The sequence below is a fragment of the Streptomyces roseolus genome (assembly GCF_014649855.1).
Classification (GTDB): domain Bacteria; phylum Actinomycetota; class Actinomycetes; order Streptomycetales; family Streptomycetaceae; genus Streptomyces; species Streptomyces roseolus.
The window spans coordinates 283,324-307,188 of the sequence record NZ_BMTV01000007.1 but is presented as its reverse complement, the minus strand read 5'-3'; the positions used below and the strand labels follow the sequence as shown (position 1 = coordinate 307,188).

Annotated in this window: 24 protein-coding genes; 13 read left to right on the top strand and 11 right to left on the bottom strand. The window is 71.7% G+C overall.

All coding sequences use genetic code 11. From position 1 onward, the window contains the following. Nucleotides 1-45 precede the first annotated feature (45 nt). From IE245_RS11315 to IE245_RS11305, 3 genes are read left to right on the top strand one after another with little or no spacing between them, the layout of a single operon-like run. Nucleotides 46-912: a hypothetical protein gene (locus tag IE245_RS11315; RefSeq protein WP_229851210.1), complete on the top strand. Its 867-nt coding sequence runs from the start codon at nucleotides 46-48 to the stop codon at nucleotides 910-912. Next, on the top strand, nucleotides 909-1,304 hold the full coding sequence (locus IE245_RS11310) for an ASCH domain-containing protein (protein ID WP_189946655.1): 396 nt from the start codon (nucleotides 909-911) through the stop codon (nucleotides 1,302-1,304). The genes IE245_RS11315 and IE245_RS11310 overlap by 4 nt, the downstream gene beginning before the upstream one ends. Before the next feature lie 40 nt (nucleotides 1,305-1,344). Beyond that, complete coding sequence (locus tag IE245_RS11305; RefSeq protein WP_189946654.1) at nucleotides 1,345-2,946, top strand: hypothetical protein; 1,602 nt, start codon at nucleotides 1,345-1,347, stop codon at nucleotides 2,944-2,946. A gap of 318 nt (nucleotides 2,947-3,264) precedes the next feature. On the opposite strand, the gene IE245_RS11300 is transcribed toward IE245_RS11305, so the two are convergent. Continuing rightward, the gene (locus tag IE245_RS11300; RefSeq protein WP_189946653.1) at nucleotides 3,265-4,218 is read right to left on the bottom strand and encodes a LysR family transcriptional regulator; all 954 of its coding nucleotides are present in this window, start codon (nucleotides 4,216-4,218) and stop codon (nucleotides 3,265-3,267) included. A 190-nt stretch (nucleotides 4,219-4,408) separates the two neighbouring features. On the opposite strand from IE245_RS11300, the gene snpA reads away from it, so the two are divergent. Beyond that, nucleotides 4,409-5,080: a snapalysin gene (gene snpA, locus IE245_RS11295; RefSeq protein WP_189946652.1), complete on the top strand. Its 672-nt coding sequence runs from the start codon at nucleotides 4,409-4,411 to the stop codon at nucleotides 5,078-5,080. A gap of 46 nt (nucleotides 5,081-5,126) precedes the next feature. Here snpA and IE245_RS11290 read toward each other — a convergent pair whose 3' ends face one another. The 4 genes from IE245_RS11290 to IE245_RS11275 all read right to left on the bottom strand — a co-directional run bounded on the left by IE245_RS11290 (nucleotide 5,127) and on the right by IE245_RS11275 (nucleotide 9,237). Then, on the bottom strand, nucleotides 5,127-5,546 hold the full coding sequence (locus IE245_RS11290) for a DUF6304 family protein (RefSeq protein ID WP_189946651.1): 420 nt from the start codon (nucleotides 5,544-5,546) through the stop codon (nucleotides 5,127-5,129). Between the two features lie 333 nt (nucleotides 5,547-5,879). Further along, entirely contained in the window at nucleotides 5,880-6,461 is a 582-nt protein-coding gene (locus IE245_RS11285) for a dihydrofolate reductase family protein (RefSeq protein ID WP_189946650.1), read from the bottom strand. Between the two features lie 141 nt (nucleotides 6,462-6,602). Then, the gene (locus IE245_RS11280; protein WP_189946649.1) at nucleotides 6,603-7,652 is read right to left on the bottom strand and encodes a family 2 encapsulin nanocompartment cargo protein polyprenyl transferase; all 1,050 of its coding nucleotides are present in this window, start codon (nucleotides 7,650-7,652) and stop codon (nucleotides 6,603-6,605) included. Between the two features lie 172 nt (nucleotides 7,653-7,824). Further along, nucleotides 7,825-9,237 (bottom strand): family 2B encapsulin nanocompartment shell protein, encoded by a 1,413-nt coding sequence (locus IE245_RS11275; protein WP_189946648.1) that lies wholly within the window; start codon nucleotides 9,235-9,237, stop codon nucleotides 7,825-7,827. Between the two features lie 248 nt (nucleotides 9,238-9,485). Between IE245_RS11275 and IE245_RS11270 the strand changes: the two genes are divergently transcribed. Beyond that, nucleotides 9,486-10,076, top strand: a complete 591-nt coding sequence (locus tag IE245_RS11270; protein WP_189946647.1) for an N-acetylmuramoyl-L-alanine amidase — start codon at nucleotides 9,486-9,488, stop codon at nucleotides 10,074-10,076. A gap of 178 nt (nucleotides 10,077-10,254) precedes the next feature. Further along, complete coding sequence (locus IE245_RS11265; RefSeq protein WP_189946646.1) at nucleotides 10,255-11,169, top strand: 1-aminocyclopropane-1-carboxylate deaminase/D-cysteine desulfhydrase; 915 nt, start codon at nucleotides 10,255-10,257, stop codon at nucleotides 11,167-11,169. On the opposite strand, the gene IE245_RS11260 is transcribed toward IE245_RS11265, so the two are convergent. Further along, entirely contained in the window at nucleotides 11,148-12,743 is a 1,596-nt protein-coding gene (locus IE245_RS11260) for a Na+/H+ antiporter (protein ID WP_189946645.1), read from the bottom strand. The genes IE245_RS11265 and IE245_RS11260 overlap by 22 nt on opposite strands. Before the next feature lie 119 nt (nucleotides 12,744-12,862). On the opposite strand from IE245_RS11260, the gene IE245_RS11255 reads away from it, so the two are divergent. The 3 genes from IE245_RS11255 (at nucleotide 12,863) to IE245_RS11245 (ending at nucleotide 14,857) form a co-directional block, all read left to right on the top strand. Continuing rightward, nucleotides 12,863-13,123 (top strand): UBP-type zinc finger domain-containing protein, encoded by a 261-nt coding sequence (locus IE245_RS11255; RefSeq protein ID WP_189946644.1) that lies wholly within the window; start codon nucleotides 12,863-12,865, stop codon nucleotides 13,121-13,123. Nucleotides 13,124-13,442: 319 nt separating this feature from the next. Continuing rightward, a complete protein-coding gene (locus IE245_RS11250; RefSeq protein ID WP_189946643.1) occupies nucleotides 13,443-13,856 on the top strand; it encodes an ATP-binding protein in 414 nt (137 codons plus the stop codon). 83 nt (nucleotides 13,857-13,939) lie between these two features. Then, nucleotides 13,940-14,857: an RNA polymerase sigma factor SigF gene (locus IE245_RS11245; protein ID WP_444545732.1), complete on the top strand. Its 918-nt coding sequence runs from the start codon at nucleotides 13,940-13,942 to the stop codon at nucleotides 14,855-14,857. Between the two features lie 3 nt (nucleotides 14,858-14,860). Here the strand turns inward: IE245_RS11245 and IE245_RS11240 are convergent, their stop codons facing one another. Then, the gene (locus IE245_RS11240; RefSeq protein WP_189946642.1) at nucleotides 14,861-15,274 is read right to left on the bottom strand and encodes a hypothetical protein; all 414 of its coding nucleotides are present in this window, start codon (nucleotides 15,272-15,274) and stop codon (nucleotides 14,861-14,863) included. Between the two features lie 85 nt (nucleotides 15,275-15,359). On the opposite strand from IE245_RS11240, the gene IE245_RS11235 reads away from it, so the two are divergent. Together IE245_RS11235 and IE245_RS11230 are read left to right on the top strand one after the other, a co-directional pair. Beyond that, nucleotides 15,360-16,328, top strand: coding sequence for a diacylglycerol/lipid kinase family protein (locus tag IE245_RS11235; RefSeq protein ID WP_169086975.1), 969 nt, complete (start codon nucleotides 15,360-15,362; stop codon nucleotides 16,326-16,328). Between the two features lie 318 nt (nucleotides 16,329-16,646). After that, nucleotides 16,647-16,904 carry a WhiB family transcriptional regulator gene (locus IE245_RS11230; RefSeq protein WP_003953983.1) on the top strand — a complete coding sequence of 86 codons (258 nt, stop codon included), beginning with the start codon at nucleotides 16,647-16,649 and terminating at the stop codon, nucleotides 16,902-16,904. Between the two features lie 174 nt (nucleotides 16,905-17,078). Here IE245_RS11230 and IE245_RS11225 read toward each other — a convergent pair whose 3' ends face one another. Continuing rightward, entirely contained in the window at nucleotides 17,079-18,545 is a 1,467-nt protein-coding gene (locus IE245_RS11225) for a sensor histidine kinase (protein WP_189946641.1), read from the bottom strand. Nucleotides 18,546-18,908: 363 nt separating this feature from the next. After that, nucleotides 18,909-19,505 carry a TetR/AcrR family transcriptional regulator gene (locus IE245_RS11220; RefSeq protein WP_189946640.1) on the bottom strand — a complete coding sequence of 199 codons (597 nt, stop codon included), beginning with the start codon at nucleotides 19,503-19,505 and terminating at the stop codon, nucleotides 18,909-18,911. 83 nt (nucleotides 19,506-19,588) lie between these two features. Here IE245_RS11220 and IE245_RS11215 point away from each other — a divergent pair, with 83 nt between their 5' ends. Next, nucleotides 19,589-20,338 carry an SDR family oxidoreductase gene (locus IE245_RS11215; protein WP_189946639.1) on the top strand — a complete coding sequence of 250 codons (750 nt, stop codon included), beginning with the start codon at nucleotides 19,589-19,591 and terminating at the stop codon, nucleotides 20,336-20,338. A gap of 262 nt (nucleotides 20,339-20,600) precedes the next feature. Next, nucleotides 20,601-21,386: a glucosamine-6-phosphate deaminase gene (gene nagB / locus IE245_RS11210; RefSeq protein WP_189946638.1), complete on the top strand. Its 786-nt coding sequence runs from the start codon at nucleotides 20,601-20,603 to the stop codon at nucleotides 21,384-21,386. 78 nt (nucleotides 21,387-21,464) lie between these two features. On the opposite strand, the gene IE245_RS11205 is transcribed toward nagB, so the two are convergent. After that, nucleotides 21,465-22,991, bottom strand: a complete 1,527-nt coding sequence (locus tag IE245_RS11205; protein WP_189946637.1) for a glycoside hydrolase family 3 protein — start codon at nucleotides 22,989-22,991, stop codon at nucleotides 21,465-21,467. Nucleotides 22,992-23,000: 9 nt separating this feature from the next. Beyond that, nucleotides 23,001-23,837 (bottom strand): carbohydrate ABC transporter permease, encoded by an 837-nt coding sequence (locus IE245_RS11200; protein ID WP_189946681.1) that lies wholly within the window; start codon nucleotides 23,835-23,837, stop codon nucleotides 23,001-23,003. Between the last annotated feature and the right edge of the window lie 28 nt (nucleotides 23,838-23,865).

Sequence of the window (23,865 nt, the reverse complement as noted above, 5' to 3'; positions counted from 1 at the left end):
CCGCTACGAAGCGACCGTGCTGGTCGCAGCCATCAACGAGTGGCTGTGACCAGCACTTTCACAACAGACCCTAGCGGACACCGCTACCAGCGCGCCTACGCCCAGGCCCTCGGCGAGCAGGCCCTGCACGACCTCGTCACCGCCCTCTACCAGCCCCTTTTCACGGCCCTGTCCAGGCGCCTGGGCATCCCACACCGCATCGAGACGTACGCCCAGCAGCAGGCCGGCGAGCACTACCGCCGCACCTGGCTCCGCCTGCTCCCCCGCGTTGACGCCGCCCGCTGGTGGCTCGCCCCCTCCACCGGCACCCCGCACCTCCGCGTCCCCTGCCCGCACCCCGACTGCGGCTGGGCCGAGAAACACGCCGAACGCACCCGGGTCCACCTCACCGCCCCCGAGTCGGCGGTGGTCTCTGCCGTCTGCCTCCACCACGGCCCGTACGAGGCCACCATCACGCCCACCGTCGGCGCGTACCTGGACCTGGCCACCCTGTACCGCAACCTGGTCAAGGAACTCGCCCTGACCAGTCCCCAGGGCACCCTGCACGTCATGGTCAAGGGCGGCGACTGGGTCTTCGGCTCCCACCTCGTCGACGAGGCCCTCCAGGCCGTGGGTCTGGCCCGAGCCCAGCTCCCGGCCCGCCTGTTCTGCCCCCAGGTCGTCACCGACACCGGCGCCAAGCTGTCGAAATCCCTCATACGAGAAGGCCGTGCCCCCTTGCCCGAGGGCACCGCCCCTTGGATGCTCGACACCCGGCAATGGCCCGGCACCGTCACCGAGTACGCCGACCGGCTGCTCGCCATGACCGAGACTCTGCTCTCCGACCCCCGCCACTTCTTCCGCTCGTACTCGGCCGCCGAGATCGGCCGCCTGATCATCGCACCGTCCCCCAGGAGCGTTCCCTCCCGATGACCGACCGCACCGCCCGCGTCCGCGAGCTCAACCTCTACCGCCAGTACTTCGAGCTCGTCGCCGCGGGCACCAAGACCATCGAGGTGCGGGTCAAGTACCCGCACCTCGCGGACCTCGCCGCCGGCGACACCATCCGCTTCCGCATCAAGAACACGGACGAGACCTGCGACGTCGAAGTCCTCCGAGTCACTGAGTATCCCGACTTCGAGGCCCTCCTCGACGGCGAAGGCCCCTCCAACGTCAACCCGACCGCCACCCGCGACCAGCAGCTCGCCAACATCCGCACGATCTACGGCCCCGAGAAGGAAGCCCTCGGCGCACTCGCCATTCAGGTCCACCAGGTCTCGACACCAAACTCGCGACGCGAGAGCGCGAGAACGGAAACCAGGTAAACCCATTGCCGCAACCAGCGGGCACACCTAATATGCGCCAATGGACTTGCGGCAAGAAGAGATGCTTGGGCGTTTCACCTCCATGGAGCAGGGCTCGTGGACAACTGTGTATGAAAGTTGGCACGAGCGGAACGAAAATGGTGGAATCTATTGCGCTTTCGCCCCGACCGCGATGCGCACGAGAATCCTCGAGTCTCCGTCCTGGGACGTGAGCATGGGCGATTTCCGCCCCGGTTTCTCGCAGCACCGAGAGAACGGTGAGATCGTAACCAGGTACTTCCGCAGCAGCACCGAGGACGGCATTGAGCCACTGGTTCTATGCCGGGAATACCATGGCGCAGTACCGTCAACCCGAGAGCTAACCGAACACTTTCGGCTGTACCATAATCTCTACTGGGATGAGCTCGGCACACAGTTCATGCAGCCTCTGGATGACGGCACCTCATTGGCTGCCGTCAAGGTGACCGCCAGCAGGATCGAGGTCCGCACAAAACTGCTGCGCCAATTCCAGGCCGCCCAAGGGTACGACCTGATCCTCTACATGGATTCCGTCCGCATCGGCGAGAAGGACGACACTCTCCCCGAAGCCCTCGATCTAACCACGGACACCGCGCGAATCTCCCTTTACCCAGGCGACCGCATCGGAACCGGAAAATTCACCCGCCTCCTCGGCACCCGAGTAGTTCCACCGCCACCGATCGAGAAGAGTGGGATCTGGCCGTTCGAGGAGGAAGACTCGCACTACCCGGATTTCATTATCGCGACGAGACCCGATGGCGACGAGATCCGGTACAGCTGTAACCCTGATTCTCTCAGTAACTATTTCGGAGCGAACCCCGACGCTCCGAACTATCTCACGCCCGTATACTTCCGCCGGGAAGTTCTGCAGAAGTACTACGAGAAACCCGAACTCTATACCGTATCGGATGGATATCTCAATTGCGCATCGCTATGGAGTCTGCGTCTGGATAACAGCGCCCAGGATTACATCATCGTCTTCCTCGGAGACCTTGGTCGCGATCTGCCTCGACAGGAGCGAGACTCCTGGCGGAGTTTCAACGTCGCAGAAGACGGCCCACCTAGCGAGACTCTGATTCGCCGAGCATTCCTGGGGCAGCCTTCCGAGCCGACCGCCGAGGACCTACTCACCCGCTCCAATTACGTGACCTTCAGGCGTACATGGGAGGAGGTCTACGGGTGGGAACTATTCCGGAAGCCCGAGGAGGCCGATACAGGGCTTCTACAGCGCCTACGCCTCCCCTTGAATGATTCACAGGCAGAATTCGAGTCTGCAATTCGCATCATGACACAGCTTTTCGTTGACGCTCTCAACGAACGGGAGATCCAGAAGCGCCTGCCAGACCGCATCGATAACGAGAAGGGCATCTCGAAACTCAAGCGCTGGCTGGATCAGGAAGGTTACCCACACGCCGATCGGGACACCCAGTTCTTGCGAAATCTCCAGGAGATCCGCTCGAAGGCAACGGCCCACCGCAAGAGCAGCGACTACGAGAAGACACTCACCAAGGTCTTCGGCGACTTGCGAGGACCGGCAGCCGTCAAGACCTTCTTCACGTCAGCTCTGTCCATGCTGACCGGCTTGAGCGAATGGGCGAGCGAACCCAAGCCCCAGCAAGAGTAGGGCTGTCTTGGTGGGCAACCACCGGTCAGGGCTAGGGCGTTGCCTGCCAGTCCGCACACAGTCCGCAGGACACCCGATCAGGACCGTCGCGCCCCATCGCCAGCCAACACCAAAAGGCCAGCTCAGCGACCTGCGGCACCCATCACCGCAGGTCACCGACCCGCCCCATTACTAGGAGACGAAGAAGGCCTGACCCAGGCCTCCCCTCTCCCCCTGCCCCACCGCAGGCCGGAGGACGACGGAACGGCCCGCCCGGGCACCCCGGCGCGGGCCGTTCCCGTTCCCGGGGGCGTCCGGAAAGAAAGACAAGAGGCGGTGTCAGGCGGGCGTGAGGCACGGGGGTGCCGTGCCGCCGGCGGCCAGCCAGGCGCGGTACGGGGGTGCGCGGTGGGCGGCCTCGCGGTAGGCGTCGGCGAGGGTGGCGTGGAGGGGGGCCAGGGGGGTGGTGGGGCGGGCGTAGAGGAGGAGGCGGACGGCGAGGGGGTCGCCGCGGAGGGGGCGGACCGCCAGGTCCTCGCGGGGGACCGAGGTCGGCTGGCAGGGGGCCACCGCCTCGCCGAGCGCGATGAGGGAGGCGGCCGTGTGGTAGTCGCCGTGGAGGAGCGGCGGGTCGATCCCGGCGGCCGTCAGGACGCGGCGCAGCCCGTCCCATTCGCCGTCCACCGCCGGGTCGACCATCCAGTGGTCGCGGGCCAGGTCCGCGAGGTCCACCACGGGGTGGGCGGCGGCCGGGTGGGCCGGGGAGAGGGAGACGAACTGCGGCTCGCGGGCGACGAGGACGCGGTGGTCCAGGCCCTCGGGCACGGGGAGGGGGCTGCCCTCCACCTCGTGGACGAAGGCCACGTCCAGGCGGCCGGCCACCACCTCGCGCAGCAGTGTCCGCGCGGAGACGTCGACGCGCAGACCGACGTCCGTGCCGGGGAAGCGGGCGCGCAGCCGCCGCAGCCAGCCCGGGAGGGCCCGGCTCGCGGTGGAGCCGACGCGGAGCCGGGGTCCGTCGGCGCGGGCCGCCTCGGCGCGGGTCTCGGTGACGAGCGCCGCCATGCCGTCGACCAGGGGGCGGGCCCGGCTGAGGACGGAGCGGCCGAGCGCGGTGGGGCGGCAGCCGGTGCGGCCGCGGGCGAAGAGCTCGGCGCCGAGCGCGTTCTCGATGCGGCGCAGCTGGGTGGTCAAGGAGGGCTGGCTCACGCCGAGTTGGCGCGCGGCCTTGTGCAGGCTTCCGGTGTCCGCGATGGCACAGAGCGCGCGCAGGTGTCTCACCTCCAGCTCCATGGAGCCGAGCGTAGGACGGGGTTCCGGCCCCGCACCAGACGGCCGGATCCGCTCAACTCCCATGAAAGTGGAGTCAATTGGAGAGAGGGCAGGGGTGGTGATGAGGTCGTGTTATCGGGGAGTGGCATTCTTCCCGGCGGGCCCGCGCGCACCGAGACTCTCTCCCGACCCCGATCAGGAGGAGCCCCCCATGCGTCACCCCAAGGTCCTCACCCGTACCCTGACCGCCGCCCTCGGGCTCGGTCTCGCGGTCTCGCTCGGCGCCGCGGCGCCGGCCGGCGCCGCGCCCGACGCCACCGCGCGCACGAACACCCCCGCCGCCCAGGCCGCTTACGCCGCTTACGCCGGTTCGGCCGAGGAGGCCAAGGCCAACCAGGCGTTCTTCGACGCCGTCATGAAGTCGGTGGCGAAGAAGCGGGCCGCGAACCCGAGCACCACCGCGGCCGTCACCGTCGTCTACAGCGCCGCCAACGCTCCCAGCTTCCGCACCCAGATCGCCCGTTCCACGCAGATATGGAACAGCTCGGTGGTGAACGTGCGGCTCGTCGAGGGGTCCAACCCGGACTTCCGCTACTACGAGGGGAACGACTCCCGTGGCTCGTACGCGAGCACCGACGGGCACGGCAGCGGCTACATCTTCCTCGACTACCGGCAGAACCAGCAGTACAACTCCACCCGCGTGACGGCCCACGAGACCGGGCACGTGCTCGGGCTCCCGGACCACTACAGCGGGCCGTGCAGCGAGCTGATGTCGGGCGGCGGCCCCGGCACCTCCTGCCAGAACGCCACACCGAACGCCCAGGAGCGGGCCCGCGTCGACCAGTTGTGGCGCTACGGGCTCGCTTCCGCCTTCAAGGGCTGACCGGTCGGCGCCCCGGAGGCCGCCCGGCCCCGGGGCGCCGCCGTCGTCACGCGACCGACAGGACGCGTCGGCCGAAGTCGGCGCCCTCCGGGAGCTGGCCGCGCAGCCGGGCCAGCGCCCCCTCGAAGTCGCCGCCGGCGACGACCGCTTCGAGGGCGGTGCCGCCGTAGTGCAGGGTCAGGCTGAGGTCGGCGCGCTCGCCGAGGGTGAGCAGGCAGCCGAGCGTGGCCTCCTGGGTGGTGCCGCCGGCGACGACGGGGAGGGGCAGGTCCCACTCCAGGACGCAGCCGGTGAGGACCTCCCCGCCCTCGCCCGCGGCGGTGAGCGCGGCGAATCCCGCGCCCGTGTACTCGATTCCCCTGACGCGGACGGTGACGTGCCCGCCGTCGGCCGTGATGACGATCGCTTCCGCGCCACGGCGGTCCCGGTACCAACCGGTCCAGACTTCTGTCGACTCCGATGACATGCGCGGACTGTAGCGGTATGACCGGCTCCGGCGCGCGGCCGGTCACCCTGTGGCCGGACTTCTCCCGTTCTCGCCGTTCTTGCCGGTGACCTGCGTGGTAGTGGCTTCCGTGCCGCCGGGATCCACCGGTTCGCGGAGTGGGCACCGGGCGTTCCGGCAGGGCCGCACCTCCCGCTCGGACACCCGGACCCCGAGGGCCCTGTGCCGAGTGGCGGCGGTGGCCCGGGGGCGTCCGCAGGCCGGGCGCTTCGGCGCGGCCGGCGGGCCCCGGGTCGTACGGGGCGTCTCGTCACCCGTGCCTCCGGGGCAGGCCGCCCCGCCGCGGTGCGTCCGCTACCGCTTCCTGGTGTACGTGCGGACCAGCACGCCGTTGTCGAAGGCGCGGACGGAGCCGAGCGTGAAGTCGCGGGGTTCGAAGCCGGCGCCGAACATCGGCATGCCGGAGCCGTACACCTGCGGGTACGTCTTGATGACCAGCTCGTCGATCTCGTCGACGAGGGCGCCGGCGACGGTGGAGCCGCCGCAGAGCCAGATGCCGAGCCCGCCCTCCTCGGCCTTGAGCTCCCGGACGCGGCCGACGAGGTCGTCGGCGATGAGCTCGACGTTCGGGTCGGGCGACTCGGTGAGCGAGCGGGTCGCGACGAGTTCGCGGAGGTGGCCGAACGGGCTGGTGACGCCGGCGTCCAGGGCGATGCGGTACGAGGCGAGGCCCTGCACCACGGTGTCGAAGTGCTTGTTGTCCGCGTCGATCCCGACCGCCTCCCGCATGTGGGTGGGGACGGTCTCGGGGTATTCGGCGTTCATCCACGCCTGGTACTCCTCGTTCACGAAGGAGTACATGGACGAGGCGTCGCCCTGCGGGTCACCGATGAAGCCGTCGATGGAGCAGGCGATGTAGTACGTCAGCTTGCGCAAACCGGGTCCTGGTTCTGTCGGGGGCGTGACCGCGAGCGCGACCACGACAGACATAGTGCTTCATCTGTAGTGGTCGCGCAACCCCTCGCGGCGCTCTCGTCAACGGGACCCCGTCGGCGGGTGAGCGGCGACGTCTCCCCGTCAGCGGCTCCTGCGGGTCACGAACTCGGCGAGGGCCAGCAGGTCCCCTGCCGCCGAGAGGTCCGGCACGGCCCGCGCCAGGTGCTCGACGGCGCGGCCCATCCGCTCGGCCGCCTGGGCCTGCGCCCAGTCCCGGCCGCCGGCCCGCTCGACGGCCGCGGCCGCGGCCCGCACGGCCCGTTCGTCCAGGGTCGTACGGGAGTACAGCTCGGCCAGCTCCTCGCCGGCGGCGGTGCCGGAGGCGAGGGCGGCGACGACCGGCAGCGACTTCTTGCGCGCGACCAGGTCGGCGCCGGCCGGTTTGCCGGTCCGGTCGGGGTCGCCCCAGATGCCGATGAGGTCGTCGATCAGCTGGAAGGCGAGCCCGGCCTCGCGGCCGAAGGAGTCGAGGGCCGTGACCTCCTCCTCCCCCGCGCCCGCGTAGAGCGCGCCGAGCGCGCAGGAACAGCCGAGCAGGGCACCGGTCTTGGCCGTGGCCATGGCGAGGCACTCGTCGAGGGAGACCTCGCGGGGGCCGCGCGCCTCGAAGGCGCAGTCGGCCTGCTGGCCCGCGCAGAGCTCGATGACGCAGGCGGCGAGGCGGGCGGTGGCCGCGGCGGAGGCGGGGTGCGGGTCCTCGACGAGCAGCCGGAGCGCCAGGGCGTTCATGGCGTCGCCGGCCATCAGGGCGTCGGGGATGCCGAAGACGGTCCAGGCGGTCGGCCGGTGACGGCGGGTCGGGTCCTCGTCGACGATGTCGTCGTGGAGCAGCGTGAAGTTGTGCGCCAGCTCGACGGCGGCGGCGGCCTTCACGGCCCGGCTCTCCTCGGCGCCGAGCGCGCGGGCGGCGGCGAGGACCAGGGCGGGGCGGATCGCCTTGCCCGCCTGGCCGGCGGCGGGGGTGCCGTCGGCGTCCTCCCAGCCGAAGTGGTACATCGCCACACGGCGTATCGAGCCCGGCAGGGTCTCGACGGTGGAGCGGATCTGGGGGTCGACGGCGGTCCTCGTCCGGTCGAGGAGCTCCACGGCGCCCGGCCCGTCGGTGACGGGGGCCGCGCTCGTCAAGGTCACGTCTGGTCGTCCTTCTCCACAGCCGACCGCGTCCACGGCGGCCGGGCGTCAGGCTGGTCATTTCCTCGGCGCCCCGCTTCGGGCGTGCCGCCCTTGCGGGGGGGGCACGGCTCGGCCGGGTGCTCGGCGGGGGCCGGGCGGGCCGGGGGTGGGGCCCCGGCCCGCCCGGGGTTCAGCGGCGGCGGCTGATCTCGACGTTCTCCAGGACGCCGAGGGCGTCGGGCACGAGGACCGCGGCGGAGTAGTAGGCCGTGACCAGGTAGGAGGTGATCGCCTGCTCGTCGATGCCCATGAAGCGGACGGACAGGCCGGGCTCCACCTCGTCGGGGAGGCCGGTCTGGTGCAGGCCGATGACGCCCTGGTCGGACTCGCCGGTGCGCATGCAGATGATCGAGCTGGTGCCGGCGGAGGTCACCGGGATCTTGTCGCAGGGATAGATCGGGACCCCGCGCCAGGTCGGGATCCGGGTGCCGGCCACGTCGAGGGTCTCGGGCACCAGGCCCCGGCGGTTGAGCTCGCGGCCGATCGCGGCGATGGCCTTCGGGTGGGCCAGGAAGAGCTTGGAGCCGCGGCGGCGGGAGAGCAGCTCGTCGAGGTCGTCGGGGCCGGGGACGCCGTCGTGCGGCTGGATCCGCTGCCCGTAGTCGCAGTTGGCGAGGAGACCGAACTCCCGGTTGTTGACCAGCTCGTGCTCCTGGCGCTCGCGCAGGGCCTCGACGGTGAGCCGCAGCTGGTGCTCGGTCTGGTCCATCGGGTGGTTGTAGAGGTCCGCCACGCGCGTGTGGACCTTGAGCACGGTCTGGGCGAGGCTCAGCTCGTACTCGCGCGGGGCGGGCTCGTAGTCCACGAAGGTGTGCGGGACGACGGCCTCGCCGACGTGCCCGGCCGAGAGGTCGATGGCGGCCTCGCCGTAGGCGTTGACGGCCCGCTCCGGGCGGTCCGCGACGCCCGCGAGGTGCGAGGCGAGGGAGCCGGCACGGGCGGCGAGCGCGGTCAGGTCGGCGCGGGTGAGCTCCAGGACCGTGCAGGCGGTGGCGGCGCGGGCGGTCCAGTCCCAGGTGGCGGCCTCGTCGAGGAGGGCGGCGTCGCCGAAGTAGGAGCCGTCGGCGAGGACGCCGAGCACCGCCTCGTCGCCGTAGGGGCCCTCGCCGAGCTGCTCGACGCGGCCGTGCGCGAGGAGGTAGGCGCGGTCGGCCGGGGTGCCGGCGGCCGCGATGACCTCGCCGGCGGCGATGTCGCGCTGGACGCAGCGGGCGGCGAGCTCCGCGAGGGCCGCCTCGTCCTCGTATCCGCGCAGGGCCGGCAGCTCGCCGAGCTCGGCGGGGATCACGGCGACCCGGTCGCCGGTCTGGACGAAGGTGACGCGGCCGTCGCCCACCGAGTGGCTGAGCCGCCGGTTGACCCGGTAGGCGCCGCCCTTGGCATCGACCCAGGGCAGCGTCCGCAGCAGCCAGCGGGAGGTGATCTCCTGCATCTGCGGGGCCGACTTGGTGGTCGAGGCGAGGTTCCGCGCGGCGGCGGTGCCGAGACTCTGCCGCGGGGCCCGCTCCGCGAGGACCTCGTCGCCAACCGAACCAACGGACATGGAACTCCCTCTCGTGCGTCTGGTTTGCGAAAGGAAGCCTTTCAGCACGGAGCGTGTCGACGCCATTACACAATCGGGTGGGACTGTTCGGGGACCTTCGGGGCATGTCGCCCGTTTTCCGGCCGACCGGCGGGCGTGCGACCCGGCCGGGTTGTCCGGTTCGGCTCGCACGGGGCTCGAACGGATGGCGGCGGAGGAACGGAGTCCGGTACTCCGGAAGTTCGTCCTCCCTCTGGAAGGAGCACGTCATGGCCGTTCCGCTGTCCGCGCGCAGGGTCCTCTCCGCACTGCGCGGCGAGGGCCTCTCGGTCGTCGAGGTCGGAGACTGGACCACCCACAACAGGAACCACAAGGGCCCCTGGGGGCCGGTGCACGGAGTGATGATCCACCACACCGTCACCCGGGGCACCGCGCACACCGTCCGCATCTGCCGGGACGGGTACGCGGGGCTGCCGGGCCCGCTGTGCCACGGCGTCATCGCCAAGGACGGCACGGTCCACCTGGTCGGCCACGGGCGCGCCAACCACGCCGGGCTCGGCGACGACGAGGTGCTGCGGGCCGTGATCGCCGAGCGGAGGCTGCCGGTGGACGACGAGGCCACCACCGACGGCAACCGCCACTTCTACGGCTTCGAGTGCGAGAACCTCGGCGACGGCGAGGACCCCTGGCCCAAGGTGCAGCTGGACGCGATCGCCAAGGCGTCGGCGGCGATCTGCCGGGCGCACGGCTGGACCCACCGCTCGGTGATCGGCCACCGCGAGTGGCAGCCGGGGAAGGTGGACCCGCGCGGCTTCGGCATGGCCTCGATGCGCGAGCGGATCGCCGACCTGCTGCGCTGAGCCCCGCCCCGGGCACGGCTCCCGGGCCACGCGCGCGTACGGCGGAAGGCACCGGTACGCGCGTGTGCGGGCGGGGAGCGTACGGCGGAGAGATCCGGCACGCTCACGGACGGACGGACGAACGAACGGAGCCGGCGCCCGACCCTTCCCCGCGCGCGTGACCCGGGAGAATGGCCGGGTGGACACGTACGACCTCTCCGCCCTGCGGCCCCGGCTCCCGTCCCCCCTGGAGCCGGTGGCGGACGAGCGGTTCACCCGGCGCGGGCTGACGCTGCTGCTGAAGCGGGACGACCTCATCCATCCCGACCTCCCCGGCAACAAGTGGCGCAAGCTCGCGCTCAACCTGCGGGCGGCGGACGGACGGCCGGTGCTGACCTTCGGGGGCGCGTACTCCAACCACCTGCGGGCCACCGCGGCCGCCGGCCGCCTCCTCGGCTTCCCCACGATCGGGGTCGTGCGCGGCGACGAGCTGGCCGGACGTCCGCTGAACCCCTCGCTCGCGCGGTGCGCGGCGGACGGGATGCGCCTCGCGTTCGTGGACCGCGCCACGTACCGGGCGAAGCACGAGCCGGAGGTGCTCGCCGGGCTCCTGGAGCGGGCCCCCGAGGGGGCGTACGTGGTCCCCGAGGGCGGCAGCAACGCGCTCGCGGTGGAAGGGTGCGCGGCGCTCGGCCGGGAGCTGGCCGGGCAGGCGGACGTGGCGGCGGTGGCCTGCGGCACGGGCGGCACCCTGGCGGGCCTGGCGGCCGGTTTCGACGGCCGGACGCTGGGCGTACCGGTGCTGAAGGGCGGCTTCCTCGGCGACGAGGTCCGGCGCCTCCAGGAGGCGGCCTTCGGCGGCCCGCGCGGCGACTGGTGGCTGGACGAGCGCTTCCACTGCGGCGGCTACGGCCGGACGTCCCCGGAACTCGACGCGTTCGCACAGGACTTCGAGGCGCGGCATGAACTCGCCATCGAGCGGCTGTATGTCGCCAAAATGCTCTTCGCACTGGTGTCCCTCGCCGAGGAGGGCGCCTTTCCGCCCGGGAGCAGGATCGCGGCGGTGGTCACGGGAGCCACCGGGCCCGCGGATCAGCCGAGCTCCTCCCGGTAGGCGGCGGCCTCCTCCAGGTCGAGGCGGCGCAGCAGGGTGCGCATCATCTCGTCGTCGATCCGGCGCTCGTCGCGGAGCCGGACGAAGACCTCCCGCTCGGCCTCGATCATCTCGCGCGAGAGGCGGCGGTAGGTGTCGTCGGCGGTCTCGCCGGTGAGTTCGCTGACCGCGCCGAGCCGCTCCCAGACGCTGTTGCGGCGGCGCTCCAGGACCGCGCGGAGGCGGTCGGCGAGGGGGCCGGGCAGCGTGTTGCGCTCGTCGGCGAGGAGTTCGTCGAGGCGGGCCTCGGCGGCGCGGGAGGCCTCGCTCTGGGCCTGGGCCTCGGCCAGCGTCTCCTGGTGGCGGTCGCGGCCGGGGAGCTTCAGGGCCCGGATCAGCGGGGGCAGGGTGAGGCCCTGGACGACGAGGGTGGAGATGACGGTGGTGAAGGTGAGGAAGAGGACGAGGTTGCGGGCGGGGAACTCGACGCCGTCGGTGACGACCGGGATGGAGAAGGCGATGGCGAGGGAGACCACGCCGCGCATGCCGGCCCAGCCGACCACCACCGGCGCCCTCCAGTCGACGCCGGGCTCGCGCTCCCGGACCCCGGCGGAGAGCCGGCGGGGCAGGAAGGTGGCGGGGAAGACCCAGACGAAGCGGACCACGACCACGAAGACGAAGACCCCGAAGGCGTACCAGAGCGCCTCCCCGACGCCGTACGGGCCGAGTCCCTGGACGACGTAGGGCAGCTGGAGGCCGATGAGGGCGAAGACGGCGGACTCCAGGACGAAGGCGACCATCTTCCACACGGCCTCCTCCTGGAGCCGGGTGGCGAAGTCGACCTTCCACGCCTTGTGCCCGAGGAAGAGGCCGACCACGACGACGGCGAGCACCCCGGAGGCGTGCGCCTCCTCGGCCGCCGCGTAGGCGATGAAGGGGATGAGCAGGGAGAGGGTGTTCTGGAGCAGCGGTTCGGTGAGCCGGGTCCGCAGCCAGTGGATGGGCACCATGAGGACCAGGCCGACGCCGACGCCGCCGACCGCGGCGAGGGCGAACTCGCCGAGGCCGCCGGCCCAGCTGACGCCCTCGCCGACGGCGGCGGCGAGGGCGACCTTGAAGGCGGTGATGGCGGTGGCGTCGTTCACCAGGGACTCGCCCTGGAGGATCGTGGTGATCCGGTGGGGCAGGCCGAGCCGGCGGGCGATGGCGGTGGCGGCCACCGCGTCCGGCGGGGCGATCACCGCGCCGAGGACGAGCGCGGCGGTGAGCGGCAGGTCGGGGACGAGGACGTGGGCGAGCCAGCCGACGGCCACGGTGGCGAAGAGGACGTACCCGACGGAGAGCAGCGCGACCGGCCGGATGTTGGCCCGCAGGTCCAGGTAGGAGGACTCGACGGCGGCCGTGTAGAGCAGCGGCGGCAGGATCAGCGGCAGCACGATGTGCGGATCGAGGGTGTAGTCGGGGACGCCGGGGACGTACGAGGCGACCAGTCCGACCGCCACGAGGAGGAGCGGGGCGGGTACGGGGGTGCGGCGGGCGAGCCCCGCCACCGCCGCGCTCGCCGCCACCAGTCCCACCAGCCGCAGTGCGTCCATGCCGCCCCTCCACCGTCCCGTCTCGCCGTTCGCCCGGTACGCCCGGGATTCCTCCGGCCCGGTCCGGGGGATCCGTCGGGCCCTCCGGTCCGGGGCGTCCGCCACGTACCCTGGCCATCATGATCGAGTGCCCGCACGTAGCAGAAATGCCGCGCCCCGAGCCGGCCCCGCTCCACGAGACCTGCGCCGAGTGCCTGGCCGACGGGACGAGCCCGGTACAGCTGCGGCTCTGCCTGACCTGCGGGCACGTGGGCTGCTGCGACTCCTCACAGGGGCGGCACGCGACCGGGCACTTCGACGCGACGGGGCACCCGGTGATGCGGACCTTCGAGCCGGGCGAGGCCTGGCGCTGGTGCTTCGTGGACGAGGCGCTGGTCTGAGACGGCCCCGAGGCCACGGGACGGTCTCGCGGGAAGGGACGGTCTCTTGGGGGCGGGGCGGTTCGAGGGGCGGGCCGTTGGGTACGTCACCCCTCCGCCGGTCACCGCTGCATTTCGGTCCCGCACACCCCTGGCCACGGTCCGCGCCCATGGGCCTACCATGAGTGACGGGCCGGGATCGGGGGCCCGGGGACTTGCGGCGACACGGCAGGATGGATCGCGATAGCGTCACCGCGGACCGCGCAGCCCTGCGTGACCGCAGGTCCGGGGGTCTCTCCCCCCGGACCCCGATTGAGCTTGTGCCACCTTGGAGGTGAGGGTGTCCCAGATCGCAGGCGAGCCCGGGACCCAGGACTTCGTGGAAGTCCGGCTGCCCGCTGCGGGTGCCTATCTGTCCGTGCTGCGTACGGCCACGGCCGGCCTCGCGGCGCGCTTGGACTTCACCCTCGACGAGATCGAGGACTTGCGGATCGCGGTGGACGAGGCGTGCGCGATCCTGCTCCAGCAGGCGGTGCCCGGCTCGGTCCTGAGCTGCGTCTTCCGGCTGGTGGACGACTCCCTCGACGTGACCGTGTCCGCGCCGACGACGGACGGCCGGGCCCCCGAGCGGGACACCTTCGCCTGGACGGTGCTCTCGGCACTGGCCGGCAAGGTCGAGTCCTCGGTCGCGGACGACAACACGGTCTCGATCAGCCTGTACAAACAGCGCGGCGCGGGGCCAGGCCCGGCGTGAGGAGCGGGGACGCGACGGCCGGCATCCCCGGCCAGCAGGCAGCACGGTCGCATGAGGTCGCTAGGGAGCAGCAGGCGGACCAGATGAGCGAGCACGAGCAGCAGCACGACGAGGCTCCCCCGGTGCCGGTCCCGCCCCCGGAGGAGACGCGCGCGGAAGGGGCGCCCTCGGACGGGGAGCTCCCGGGGGACGCGCTTCCGGTCGAGGTCGTGACCGAGGGTGACGGAGCGGTACGGGGTCACCACCCGCAGGACCGCAGCGGTGCCCGCGCGCTCTTCGTGGAGCTGCGGTCGCTGCCCGAGGGCTCCCCGGAGAAGGCCGAGCTCCGCAACCGTCTGGTGCGGATGCACCTGCCGCTGGTCGAGCACCTGGCGCGGCGCTTCCGCAACCGCGGCGAGCCGCTGGACGACCTGACGCAGGTGGCGACGATCGGCCTGATCAAGTCGGTCGACCGCTTCGACCCGGAGCGGGGCGTGGAGTTCTCCACGTACGCGACGCCGACGGTGGTCGGCGAGATCAAGCGCCACTTCCGCGACAAGGGTTGGGCGGTACGGGTCCCCCGCCGCCTCCAGGAGCTGCGGCTCTCCCTGACGACGGCGACGGCGGAGCTGTCCCAGCAGCACGGGCGCTCGCCGACCGTGCACGAGCTGGCCGAGCGGCTCGGGATCTCCGAGGAGGAGGTCTTGGAGGGCCTGGAGTCGGCCAACGCCTACTCGACGCTCTCCCTGGACGTGCCGGACACCGACGACGAGTCGCCGGCGGTCGCGGACACGCTGGGCGCGGAGGACGAGGCCCTGGAGGGGGTCGAGTACCGGGAGTCGCTCAAGCCGCTCCTGGAGGGCCTGCCGCCCCGGGAGAAGCGGATCCTGCTCCTTCGGTTCTTCGGGAACATGACCCAGTCGCAGATCGCGCAGGAGGTCGGCATCTCGCAGATGCACGTCTCCCGGCTGCTCGCCAGGACCCTGGCGCAGCTCCGGGAGAAGCTCCTCGTGGAGGAGTGAGGCTCAGGAGGCGTCCTGGCCGGGACGCCGGATGCCGAGCGCCTCGGTCGTGGCCGGGTTCACCAGGAGGACGAGCCCGGTCACGGCGAGGACGGCGAGCACGATCCCGTACGGGATCACGCCCTCGGTCTGGAGCATCTGCCAGGCGACCGGCAGGGCGAGGATCTGGGTGATGACGGCGGGGCCGCGGCTCCAGGAGCGCATCCGCCACAGGCCGCGGGCGGCGGCGAGCGGGATCAGCCCGAGCGCGATCATCGTGACCGCGCCGGTCGCCCCACCGGTGAGGTCCCCGCCGTCGGTCAGCGTCCGCACCAGCATGTAGACGCCGCCGGCGAGGAGCCCGAGGGCCTCGACGAGGGCCACCCCCGCGGCGGCGGCCAGGCGGGCGGGACGGGGGGTCTGCTCCGTACTGCTCATGCAAGGCAGCGTACGGGGCCGGTGGCGGTGTCCGGGGACCGGGCGGGGCTGGGATCGGTACCGCCGGGTAGGTACGCTGGCGGTCATGCGCGCACTTCTCGTGGTCAACCCGGCAGCCACCACCACCAGTGCCCGCACCCGTGACGTGCTGATCCACGCACTGGCGAGCGAGATGAAGCTGGAGGCCGTCAGCACCGAGTACCGCGGGCACGCCCGGGACCTCGGGCGGCGGGCCGCCGAGTCGGGCGAGATCGACCTGGTCGTGGCGCTCGGTGGCGACGGCACGGTGAACGAGGTCGTGAACGGCCTGCTGCACGGCGGGCCCGATCCGGACCGGCTGCCGGGGCTGGCGGTGGTGCCGGGCGGCTCGACCAACGTCTTCGCCCGCGCGCTCGGACTGCCGAACGACGCGGTGGAGGCGACCGGCGCCCTGCTGGACGCGCTGCGCGAGCGGAGCGCCCGGACGGTGAGCCTGGGGCTCGCCTCGGGGACGCCGGGCACCCCGGACGAGGAGGTGCCGGCCCGCTGGTTCACCTTCTGCGCCGGACTCGGCTTCGACGCGAGCGTGATCGGCCGGGTCGAACAGCAGCGCGAGCGCGGGAAACGGTCCACGCACGCGCTCTATCTGCGCCAGGTGTTCCGCCAGTTCCTGGAGGAGCCGAACCGGCGGCACGGGACGATCACGCTGGAGCGGCCCGGCGCCGAGCCGGTCGAGGATCTGGTCCTCTCCATAATCTGCAACACCTCCCCCTGGACCTACCTGGGCAATCGCCCGGTGTACGCGTCCCCGGAGGCGTCCTTCGAGACCGCGCTCGACGTGCTCGGACTGAGCCGGCTCTCCACCCCGGCGGTGGCCCGCTACGCCACCCAGCTGCTCACTTCCAGCCCCGAACGGGGCCCTCGCGGCAAGCACGCGACGACTCTGCACGACCTGACCGACTTCACCTTGCATTCGAAGGTTCCCCTCCCGCTCCAGATGGACGGAGACCACCTCGGACTGCGTACGAGCGTGACGTTCACAGGCGTACGCCGTGCACTGCGTGTGATTGTGTGAGTGGAAGGGCCCAAAGTCCTTGCACTCGAACGTTTAGGCGCGCATCCACCCCTTAGAAGTACGGCTGTGACCTAGCCGACACCGAGGAATCAAAAAAAACTTTCCAGAAGGGGTTGTATCCGCTGCCGAGGTTTGCGAGTCTCTTCTTGGCGATCGGGACGGCCCGCAAGACCGGCCTCCACTGAAAGCCAGAACCCCTCCTCAAACCACGGACCACACCGGTTCATCCGGCAGTCGGCCCTTCACTTGTTGAGGGATTCGTGAAAGCGTTCACATTCACAAGCAACTTGCACGTAATAACCAAGAGAGGTAGCAGCCATGGACTGGCGTCACAACGCCGTTTGTCGTGAGGAAGACCCCGAGCTGTTCTTCCCCATCGGCAACACCGGTCCTGCGCTGCTGCAGATCGAGGAAGCCAAGGCCGTCTGCCGCCGCTGCCCCGTCATGGAGCAGTGCCTGCAGTGGGCGCTCGAGTCCGGCCAGGACTCCGGCGTCTGGGGTGGCCTCAGCGAGGACGAGCGCCGCGCGATGAAGCGCCGCGCCGCCCGCAACCGGGCGCGCAACGCCAGCGCCTGAGCCACCTGCACAGCCTGAGGCACGCGGCGCGTACACCGCGTACGCATTCACCGCCCCCGAGCCGCAGCGCGCAGCAGTAAAGCAGTGCCCCACAGCATTCGAGCCCCGGACCGATTCACTTCGGTCCGGGGCTCGCTGCTGTGCGCGGCCAAAGGTACGGACCACGGGGGCGGTTCACTTCTGCGGGCGCACCGGGATGTCCAGGACCACCTTGGTGCCGCCCTCGCTGCCGGGCCGCATGTCGAAGGTGCCGCCCAACTCCCCCTCCACCAGGGTCCGTACGATCTGGAGGCCGAGGTTGCCGGCCGTCTGCGGGTCGAAGCCCTCGGGCAGGCCCCGGCCGTCGTCGCGGACGGTGATGAGGAGGCGGGAGTCGGGGCGGGGCTCGCCGCGGACCGCGCTGACCTCGACGGTGCCGTGCTCACCGGGGGCGAAGGCGTGCTCCAGGGCGTTCTGCAGGATCTCGGTGAGGACCATGGAGAGCGGGGTGGCGACCTCCGCGTCCAGGATGCCGAAGCGGCCGTTGCGCCGGCAGGTGACCTTGCCCGGGGAGATCTCGGCGACCATCGCGATGACCCGGTCGGCGATCTCGTCGAACTCCACCCGCTCGTCCAGGTTCTGGGACAGCGTCTCGTGGACGATGGCGATCGAACCGACGCGCCGGACCGCCTCGTTGAGCGCCTCGCGGCCGCGGTCGGAGTCCATCCGGCGGGCCTGGAGCCGCAACAGGGCGGCCACCGTCTGGAGGTTGTTCTTCACCCGGTGGTGGATCTCCCGGATGGTGGCGTCCTTGGTGATCAACTCGCGCTCGCGACGGCGCAGTTCGGTGACGTCCCGGAGCAGGACGAGCGAACCGATCCGGGTGCCCTTGGGCTTGAGCGGGATGGCGCGCAGCTGGATGACCCCGCCGCTTCCCTCCACCTCGAAGTTCCTCGGGGCGTAGCCGGAGGCGAGTTTGACCAGCGCCTCGTCGACCGGGCCGCGGGAGGGGGCCAGTTCGGCGGTGATCTGGCCGAGGTGCTGGCCGACCAGGTCGGCGGCGAGGCCGAGCCGGTGGTAGGCGGAGAGGGCGTTGGGCGAGGCGTACTGGACCATGCCGTCGGCGTCCAGCCGGACCAGGCCGTCGCCGGCCCGCGGCAGCGAGTCCATGTCGGACTGCTCGCCGGGGTAGGGGAAGGAGCCGGCCGCGATCATCTGGGCGAGGTCGGAGGCCGACTGGAGGTAGGTGAGCTCCAGCCGGGAGGGGGTGCGGACGGTCAGCAGGTTGGTGTTCCGGGCGATCACGCCGAGGACCCGGCCCTCCCGGCGGACGGGGATGGACTCGACCCGGACCGGGACCTCCTCGCGCCACTCGGGGTCGCCCTCGCGGACGATCCGGCCCTCGTCGAGGGCGGCGTCCAGGAGCGGGCGGCGGCCGCGCGGCACCAGGTGGCCGACCATGTCGTCCTGGTAGGAGGTGGGGCCCGTGTTGGGCCGCATCTGGGCGACCGAGACGTACCGGGTGCCGTCGAGGGTGGGGACCCACAGGACGAGGTCGGCGAAGGAGAGGTCGGAGAGCAGCTGCCACTCCGACACCAGCAGGTGGAGCCACTCCAGGTCGGAGTCGCTCAGGGCGGTGTGCTGGCGGACGAGGTCGTTCATGGAGGGCACGGTGCGAGCGTACCCGCGGAATTAACGGCCGGTGAACCTGGCTCTTCGGGGCTGCGTGTTGGAGGATGGCCCCGGAAACACCGCGTTCAGGCGGATGGACAGACGAGAATGGTCTAGTCCACAATGAACGCGTCGAACTTCATACAGCCTCCATCCTCCCCGCACAGGAGGATGGACGAGGTTCCCGGCGCTCTCTGCCCTGACTGCGCCGAGACCTCCCATCACGGCCGTGGGACCGCACACCCCCGGCCGAGCACACCCGGGCTGCGGTGCCGGGCGGGTTGAGGGTCCCGCCGGGCGCCGCGGCCCGCGGTCTTCTCCGGGGCCGGGGCCCCGGAGGCCCGGGCCCCGGCGTCACGCCGCGGGCCAGAGCCGCATCGCCGCCCCGGCCACCGCCGCCAGCTCCTCCTCCGTCGCCCCGTCGCGGGCCTGCTGGGACATGCCCTGGAGCACGGCCCCGCTCAGCCGCGCGAGGGTGCGGGCGTCGGTGGCGGCGGGCAGCGCGCCGGTCTCCACGTCCCGGCGGATCCGCTCCTCGATGGCGGCCAGGTTCGCGTTGCGCCGGTTCCGCAGGGCCTCCTCCACCTCCGGGGTGGAGCAGTTGACGGCGGCGGAGATCACCAGGCAGCCCGGCGGGTGGCCCTCCTCGGTGTACGCGACGGCGGCCTCGCGGAGCATGCGCGCGACGGCCTCGCGGGCGGTCGGCTCCTCCTCGAAGGCGCGGGTGCCGAAGGCGCCGTGGGAGAGCGTGTAGGCCGCCACGACCTCCTCGAAGAGCGTCCGCTTGTCGCCGAAGGCCGCGTAGAGGCTCGGGGCGCTGATGCCCATGGCCCGGGTGAGGTCGGAGACCGAGGTCGTCTCGTAGCCGTGCTCCCAGAAGGCCATCGTCGCCCGCTCCAGGGCCGTGGGCCGGTCGAAGGAGCGGGGGCGGCCGCGCCGTTTCGTCGCCATGGAGCGAATTCTATAGCGCTCGTTACGGATCATGGGGTACGGTCTTTCTGTAATGACCACTACGGAATGAGGGGGGCGTCGCCATGGGCGTGCTCACGGGGAAGACGGCACTGGTCACGGGCGCGAGCCGGGGCATCGGGCGGGGGATCGCCGAGCGGCTGGGCCGGGACGGGGCCCGGGTCGCGGTCCACTACGGGACGAACGAGGCGGCGGCGAAGGAGACGGTCGCCGCGATCGAGGCGGTCGGCGGCGAGGCCTTCGCGATCGGCCAGGAGCTGGGGGTGCCGGGTGACGCGGAAGCGCTGTGGGCGGCCTTCGACGCGCGGGCGGAGGGGCTGGACATCCTGGTGAACAACGCGGGGATCGGAGCGTCGAGCCCCTTCGCCTCCATCGAGGAGGCGGAGTACGACCGGATCTTCGCGGTGAACGCGAAGGCGCCGTTCTTCCTGGTGCGGTCGGGCGCGGAGCGGCTGCGGGACGGCGGCCGGATCGTGAACGTGTCGACGGGGCTGAGCAGGACGGCACTGATGCCGGACCTGATCGCCTACTCGATGTCGAAGGCGGCGCTGGACGTCTTCACCCGCGACCTGTCGAAGCTGCTGGGTCCGCGCGGGATCACGGTCAACTCGGTGGCACCGGGGGTCGTGGCCACCGACAACACCGCCTGGCTGGAGGGCGACGAGGAGGCCCGGGCGCGGGCGGCGGCGTACTCGGCGCTGGGCCGGGTCGGGAGCACGGCCGACATAGCCGACGTGGTGGCCTTCCTCGCCTCGGACGACGCGCGCTGGGTGACGGGGTCGTGGATCGACGCGACGGGCGGTTCGCTGACCTGAGGCGGGCGAGCCGGACGGCCCGGACGGGGGTCGGGCCGTCCGGGCGGGGGCGCGCGGGGCGGGGGTGCGGTGCAGGAGGGGGCGAGGGGGTTCGAGTGGCTGGGGAGTAGCGGGCGGATGACGATGGAGGGGCCGGGAGGCGCGGGTCGTCCGGGGTGCGGAACGGCATGAGGAGGCGGGCCTCCCTCTGCTAGATTGGGACTTTGATTGGTCTATACCACACGGCCCCTCCCTAGCCCCTCACCAGATCGGCAGGCACAGCGTGGAAGTTGTCATCGTCAAGGACGCCAAGGCGGGCGGAGAGCTCATCGCGGACGGCATCGCCGACCTCCTGCGCCGCAAGCCCGACGCGCTGCTCGGCGTGGCCACGGGCTCGACCCCGATCCCGATCTACGACGCCCTGATCGCCCAGGTCCGGGCCGGCTCCGTGGACGCCTCCCGGGCCCGCATCGCCCAGCTGGACGAGTACGTGGGCCTGCCGGCCGGGCACCCGGAGTCGTACCGCTCGACCGTGCTGCGCCAGGTCGTCGAGCCGCTCGGGCTCACCCAGGACCACTTCATGGGCCCCGACGGCTCCGCCGAGGACGTCCAGGCGGCCTGCGAGGCGTACGACAAGGCGCTGGTCGACGCCGGCGGCGTGGACCTCCAGATCCTCGGCATCGGCACCGACGGCCACATCGGCTTCAACGAGCCCTGCTCCTCGCTCGCCTCCCGCACCCGGATCAAGACGCTCACCGAGCAGACCCGGGTGGACAACGCCCGCTTCTTCGACGACGACATCGAGCAGGTCCCGCACCACGTCATCACCCAGGGCATCGGCACCATCCTGGAGGCCCGTCACCTGGTGCTGCTCGCCACCGGCGAGGGCAAGGCCGAGGCCGTGGCGCAGAGCGTCGAGGGCCCCGTCTCCGCCTTCGTGCCGGCGTCCGCGCTCCAGCTCCACCCGCACGCCACCGTGGTCGTGGACGAGGCCGCCGCCTCCGAGCTGAAGCTCGCCGACTACTTCCGCCACACGTACGCGAGCAAGCCCTCCTGGCAGGGCATCTGATCCCCGGACCACCCACCGGCAGACGACGAGGGGCCCGGCACCTGGATCAGGTGCCGGGCCCCTCGTCGTCGCGCGCCGTCAGGCGCCGGTGCCGACCACGGCCTCGGCCGCGGCACGGCCGCAGACCCGGGCGGCGCCGTGGGTGGCGATGTGCAGGGCCCCGCGCGGCTCCGCCTCGTCGAGGCCCATCTCGACGACGACGGTGTCCGGGCGGACGGCGACCAGGCCGTCCAGGGCCGCCGTCATCCACGGGTGGCGGTGGAGGTCGCGGACGACCGCGACGATCCGCCGCTCCCCCGCCGCGGCGAGCACGGAGTCCACCGTGGCCTCGGCGCCGAAGGAGCCGGAGCCGGTGCCCGGCAGCAGCCGGTCCAGCTCGGCCGCGACGCCCCACGGGGTCTCGTCGCCGACCGCGAAGTTGGCGACCGGGGTGAAGGAGGCGACGAAGGGAGCGCTCGACACGGGGACGTAGAGCCCGTCCCCCTTGGTGATCCGCAGGGCCCGGCGGGCCGCCACGAGTCCGATGTCGGCGCCGGGCGCGGTCCCCTCCTGCACTGCCGCGCCCGGCACCGATCCAGCCCCCCTCGCCCGGTGCGCCTGGGTCCAGGCCGCCAGGGCGCGCACGCGCGCCGCGGCGTCGGCCAGCCGCTCCTCGGGCAGTTCACCGGTCCGTACCGCGGAGACCAGCGCGTCGCGCAGCCGCAGCACGGTGTCCTCGTCGCAGAGCCCGCCGCCGACGCAGATGGCGTCGGCGCCCGCGGCGATGGCGAGGACGGATCCGCGCTCGATGCCGTACGTCGCCGCGACGGCCTGCATCTCCATGCCGTCGGTGACGATCAGGCCGTCGAAGCCCAGCTCCTGGCGGAGCAGACCGGTGAGGATCTGCGGGCTCAGGGTGGCCGGACGTTCGGTGTCGAGCGCGGAGAGAAGGATATGCGCGCTCATGACGGCTTTGGTACCCGCGGCGATGGCCGCGCGGAAAGGCACCAGCTCACGGGCGTGCAGTGTGGCGAGGTCCACATCGATCCGGGGCAGCGCGTCGTGCGAGTCGACGTTGGTGTCGCCGTGTCCGGGGAAGTGCTTGGTGCAGGCCGCGACCCCGACGGCCTGGAGGCCGTCGACGTACGCCACGGTGTGCCGGGCGACGAGGTCCGGGTCGGGTCCGAAGGAGCGGACGCCGATGACCGGGTTCTCCGCGTTGGAGTTCACGTCGGCCGAGGGGGCCCAGTTGAGGTCGATCCCGCAGGCGACGAGCCGGCGGCCGAGCTCGCGGGCGACGGCCCGGGTCAGCTCGACGTCGTCGACCCGGCCCAGGGCGTAGTTGCCCGGGAAGGACGAGCCCTCGTTGACCTCCAGGCGGGTGACGTCGCCGCCCTCCTCGTCGATGGCGACGAGGACGTCCTCCCGCTCGGCGCGCAGCCGCGCGGTGAGCCGGGCGAGCTGCTCGGGGTCCGCGACGTTGCGGCCGAAGAGGCCGACGGACGACAGGCCCTCGCCGATCCGGCGGAGCAGCCAGTCGGGGGCGGTGGTGCCGACGAAGCCGGGCTGGAGCACCGTGAGCGCGTCACGGGTCAGCGTGTCCGAGCCGTGTACCAGTGTGGTCATGGGGCGCCGTTATCCCTTCACCGCGCCGGCGGTCATGCCGCCGACGGCCTTGCGCTGGAGGAAGAGGAAGACGATGAGCACGGGGAGGGCGAAGAGCGTGGAGGCGGCCATGGTGGCGCCCCAGTCGTCGCCGAACGCGGTCTGGAACTGGGTGAGCCAGAGCGTCAGTGTCTGGTTCGTCTTGTCCTTGTTGAGCACGAGGACCATGGCGAACTCGTTCCAGGCCGTGATGAAGCCGAAGAGCGAGGTCGACATCAGGCCCGGGGCGAGCAGCGGGAAGATGACCTTGCGGAAGGCCTGGCCGCGGGTGCAGCCGTCGATCTGGGCGGCCTCCTCCAGCTCGACCGGGACGGCGGCGATGAAGCCGCGCAGGGTCCAGATGGTGAAGGGCAGGACCATCACGAAGTAGATCGCGGTGAGCAGCGGGATGCTGTTCAGCATCTCGTTGTCGCGGGCGATCATGTACATCGCGATGACCATGACCTCCCAGGGGGCCATCTGCGCCATCATCACGACGAGGACGATGCCCTTGCGGCCCTTGAACCTCATGCGGGCGATCGCGAAGCTCGCGGCGAGGGCGACGAGCAGGGCCAGGAGGACGGCGCCGACCGTGACGATCAGGCTGTTGGTGACGTACGTCCAGAAGAGGTCGACGCCGGTGGCCGTCGAGTAGTTCTCGAAGGTCGGGGTGAAGAAGAAGACCGGGTCCTTGGCGAGGATCTCGCTCTGCGGCTTCAGCGAGGACGAGAACATCCAGTAGACCGGGAAGACGAAGATCACGGCCAGGACGAGCGCGGCGGCGTTCTTCGCGACGGCGCCGACGGTCAGCGGCTTGCGGGTCCGCAGCTTCTGCGGGGCCGGGGCCGCGGCCTTG

Excerpts from the sequence above, each read along its gene's own strand:
- IE245_RS11225 (WP_189946641.1), bottom strand. The coding sequence starts at position 18,545 with ATGAACGACCTCGTCCGCCAGCACACCGCCCTGAGCGACTCCGACCTG.
- IE245_RS11275 (WP_189946648.1), bottom strand. The coding sequence starts at position 9,237 with ATGTCCGTTGGTTCGGTTGGCGACGAGGTCCTCGCGGAGCGGGCCCCG.
- IE245_RS11260 (WP_189946645.1), bottom strand. The coding sequence starts at position 12,743 with ATGGACGCACTGCGGCTGGTGGGACTGGTGGCGGCGAGCGCGGCGGTG.
- IE245_RS11300 (WP_189946653.1), bottom strand. The coding sequence starts at position 4,218 with ATGGAGCTGGAGGTGAGACACCTGCGCGCGCTCTGTGCCATCGCGGAC.
- snpA (WP_189946652.1), top strand. The coding sequence starts at position 4,409 with ATGCGTCACCCCAAGGTCCTCACCCGTACCCTGACCGCCGCCCTCGGG.
- IE245_RS11245 (WP_444545732.1), top strand. The coding sequence starts at position 13,940 with ATGAGCGAGCACGAGCAGCAGCACGACGAGGCTCCCCCGGTGCCGGTC.
- IE245_RS11220 (WP_189946640.1), bottom strand. The coding sequence starts at position 19,505 with ATGGCGACGAAACGGCGCGGCCGCCCCCGCTCCTTCGACCGGCCCACG.
- IE245_RS11290 (WP_189946651.1), bottom strand. The coding sequence starts at position 5,546 with ATGTCATCGGAGTCGACAGAAGTCTGGACCGGTTGGTACCGGGACCGC.
- IE245_RS11270 (WP_189946647.1), top strand. The coding sequence starts at position 9,486 with ATGGCCGTTCCGCTGTCCGCGCGCAGGGTCCTCTCCGCACTGCGCGGC.
- IE245_RS11310 (WP_189946655.1), top strand. The coding sequence starts at position 909 with ATGACCGACCGCACCGCCCGCGTCCGCGAGCTCAACCTCTACCGCCAG.
- IE245_RS11230 (WP_003953983.1), top strand. The coding sequence starts at position 16,647 with ATGGACTGGCGTCACAACGCCGTTTGTCGTGAGGAAGACCCCGAGCTG.
- IE245_RS11305 (WP_189946654.1), top strand. The coding sequence starts at position 1,345 with ATGGACTTGCGGCAAGAAGAGATGCTTGGGCGTTTCACCTCCATGGAG.
- IE245_RS11255 (WP_189946644.1), top strand. The coding sequence starts at position 12,863 with ATGATCGAGTGCCCGCACGTAGCAGAAATGCCGCGCCCCGAGCCGGCC.
- IE245_RS11235 (WP_169086975.1), top strand. The coding sequence starts at position 15,360 with ATGCGCGCACTTCTCGTGGTCAACCCGGCAGCCACCACCACCAGTGCC.
- IE245_RS11215 (WP_189946639.1), top strand. The coding sequence starts at position 19,589 with ATGGGCGTGCTCACGGGGAAGACGGCACTGGTCACGGGCGCGAGCCGG.
- IE245_RS11240 (WP_189946642.1), bottom strand. The coding sequence starts at position 15,274 with ATGAGCAGTACGGAGCAGACCCCCCGTCCCGCCCGCCTGGCCGCCGCC.
- IE245_RS11205 (WP_189946637.1), bottom strand. The coding sequence starts at position 22,991 with ATGACCACACTGGTACACGGCTCGGACACGCTGACCCGTGACGCGCTC.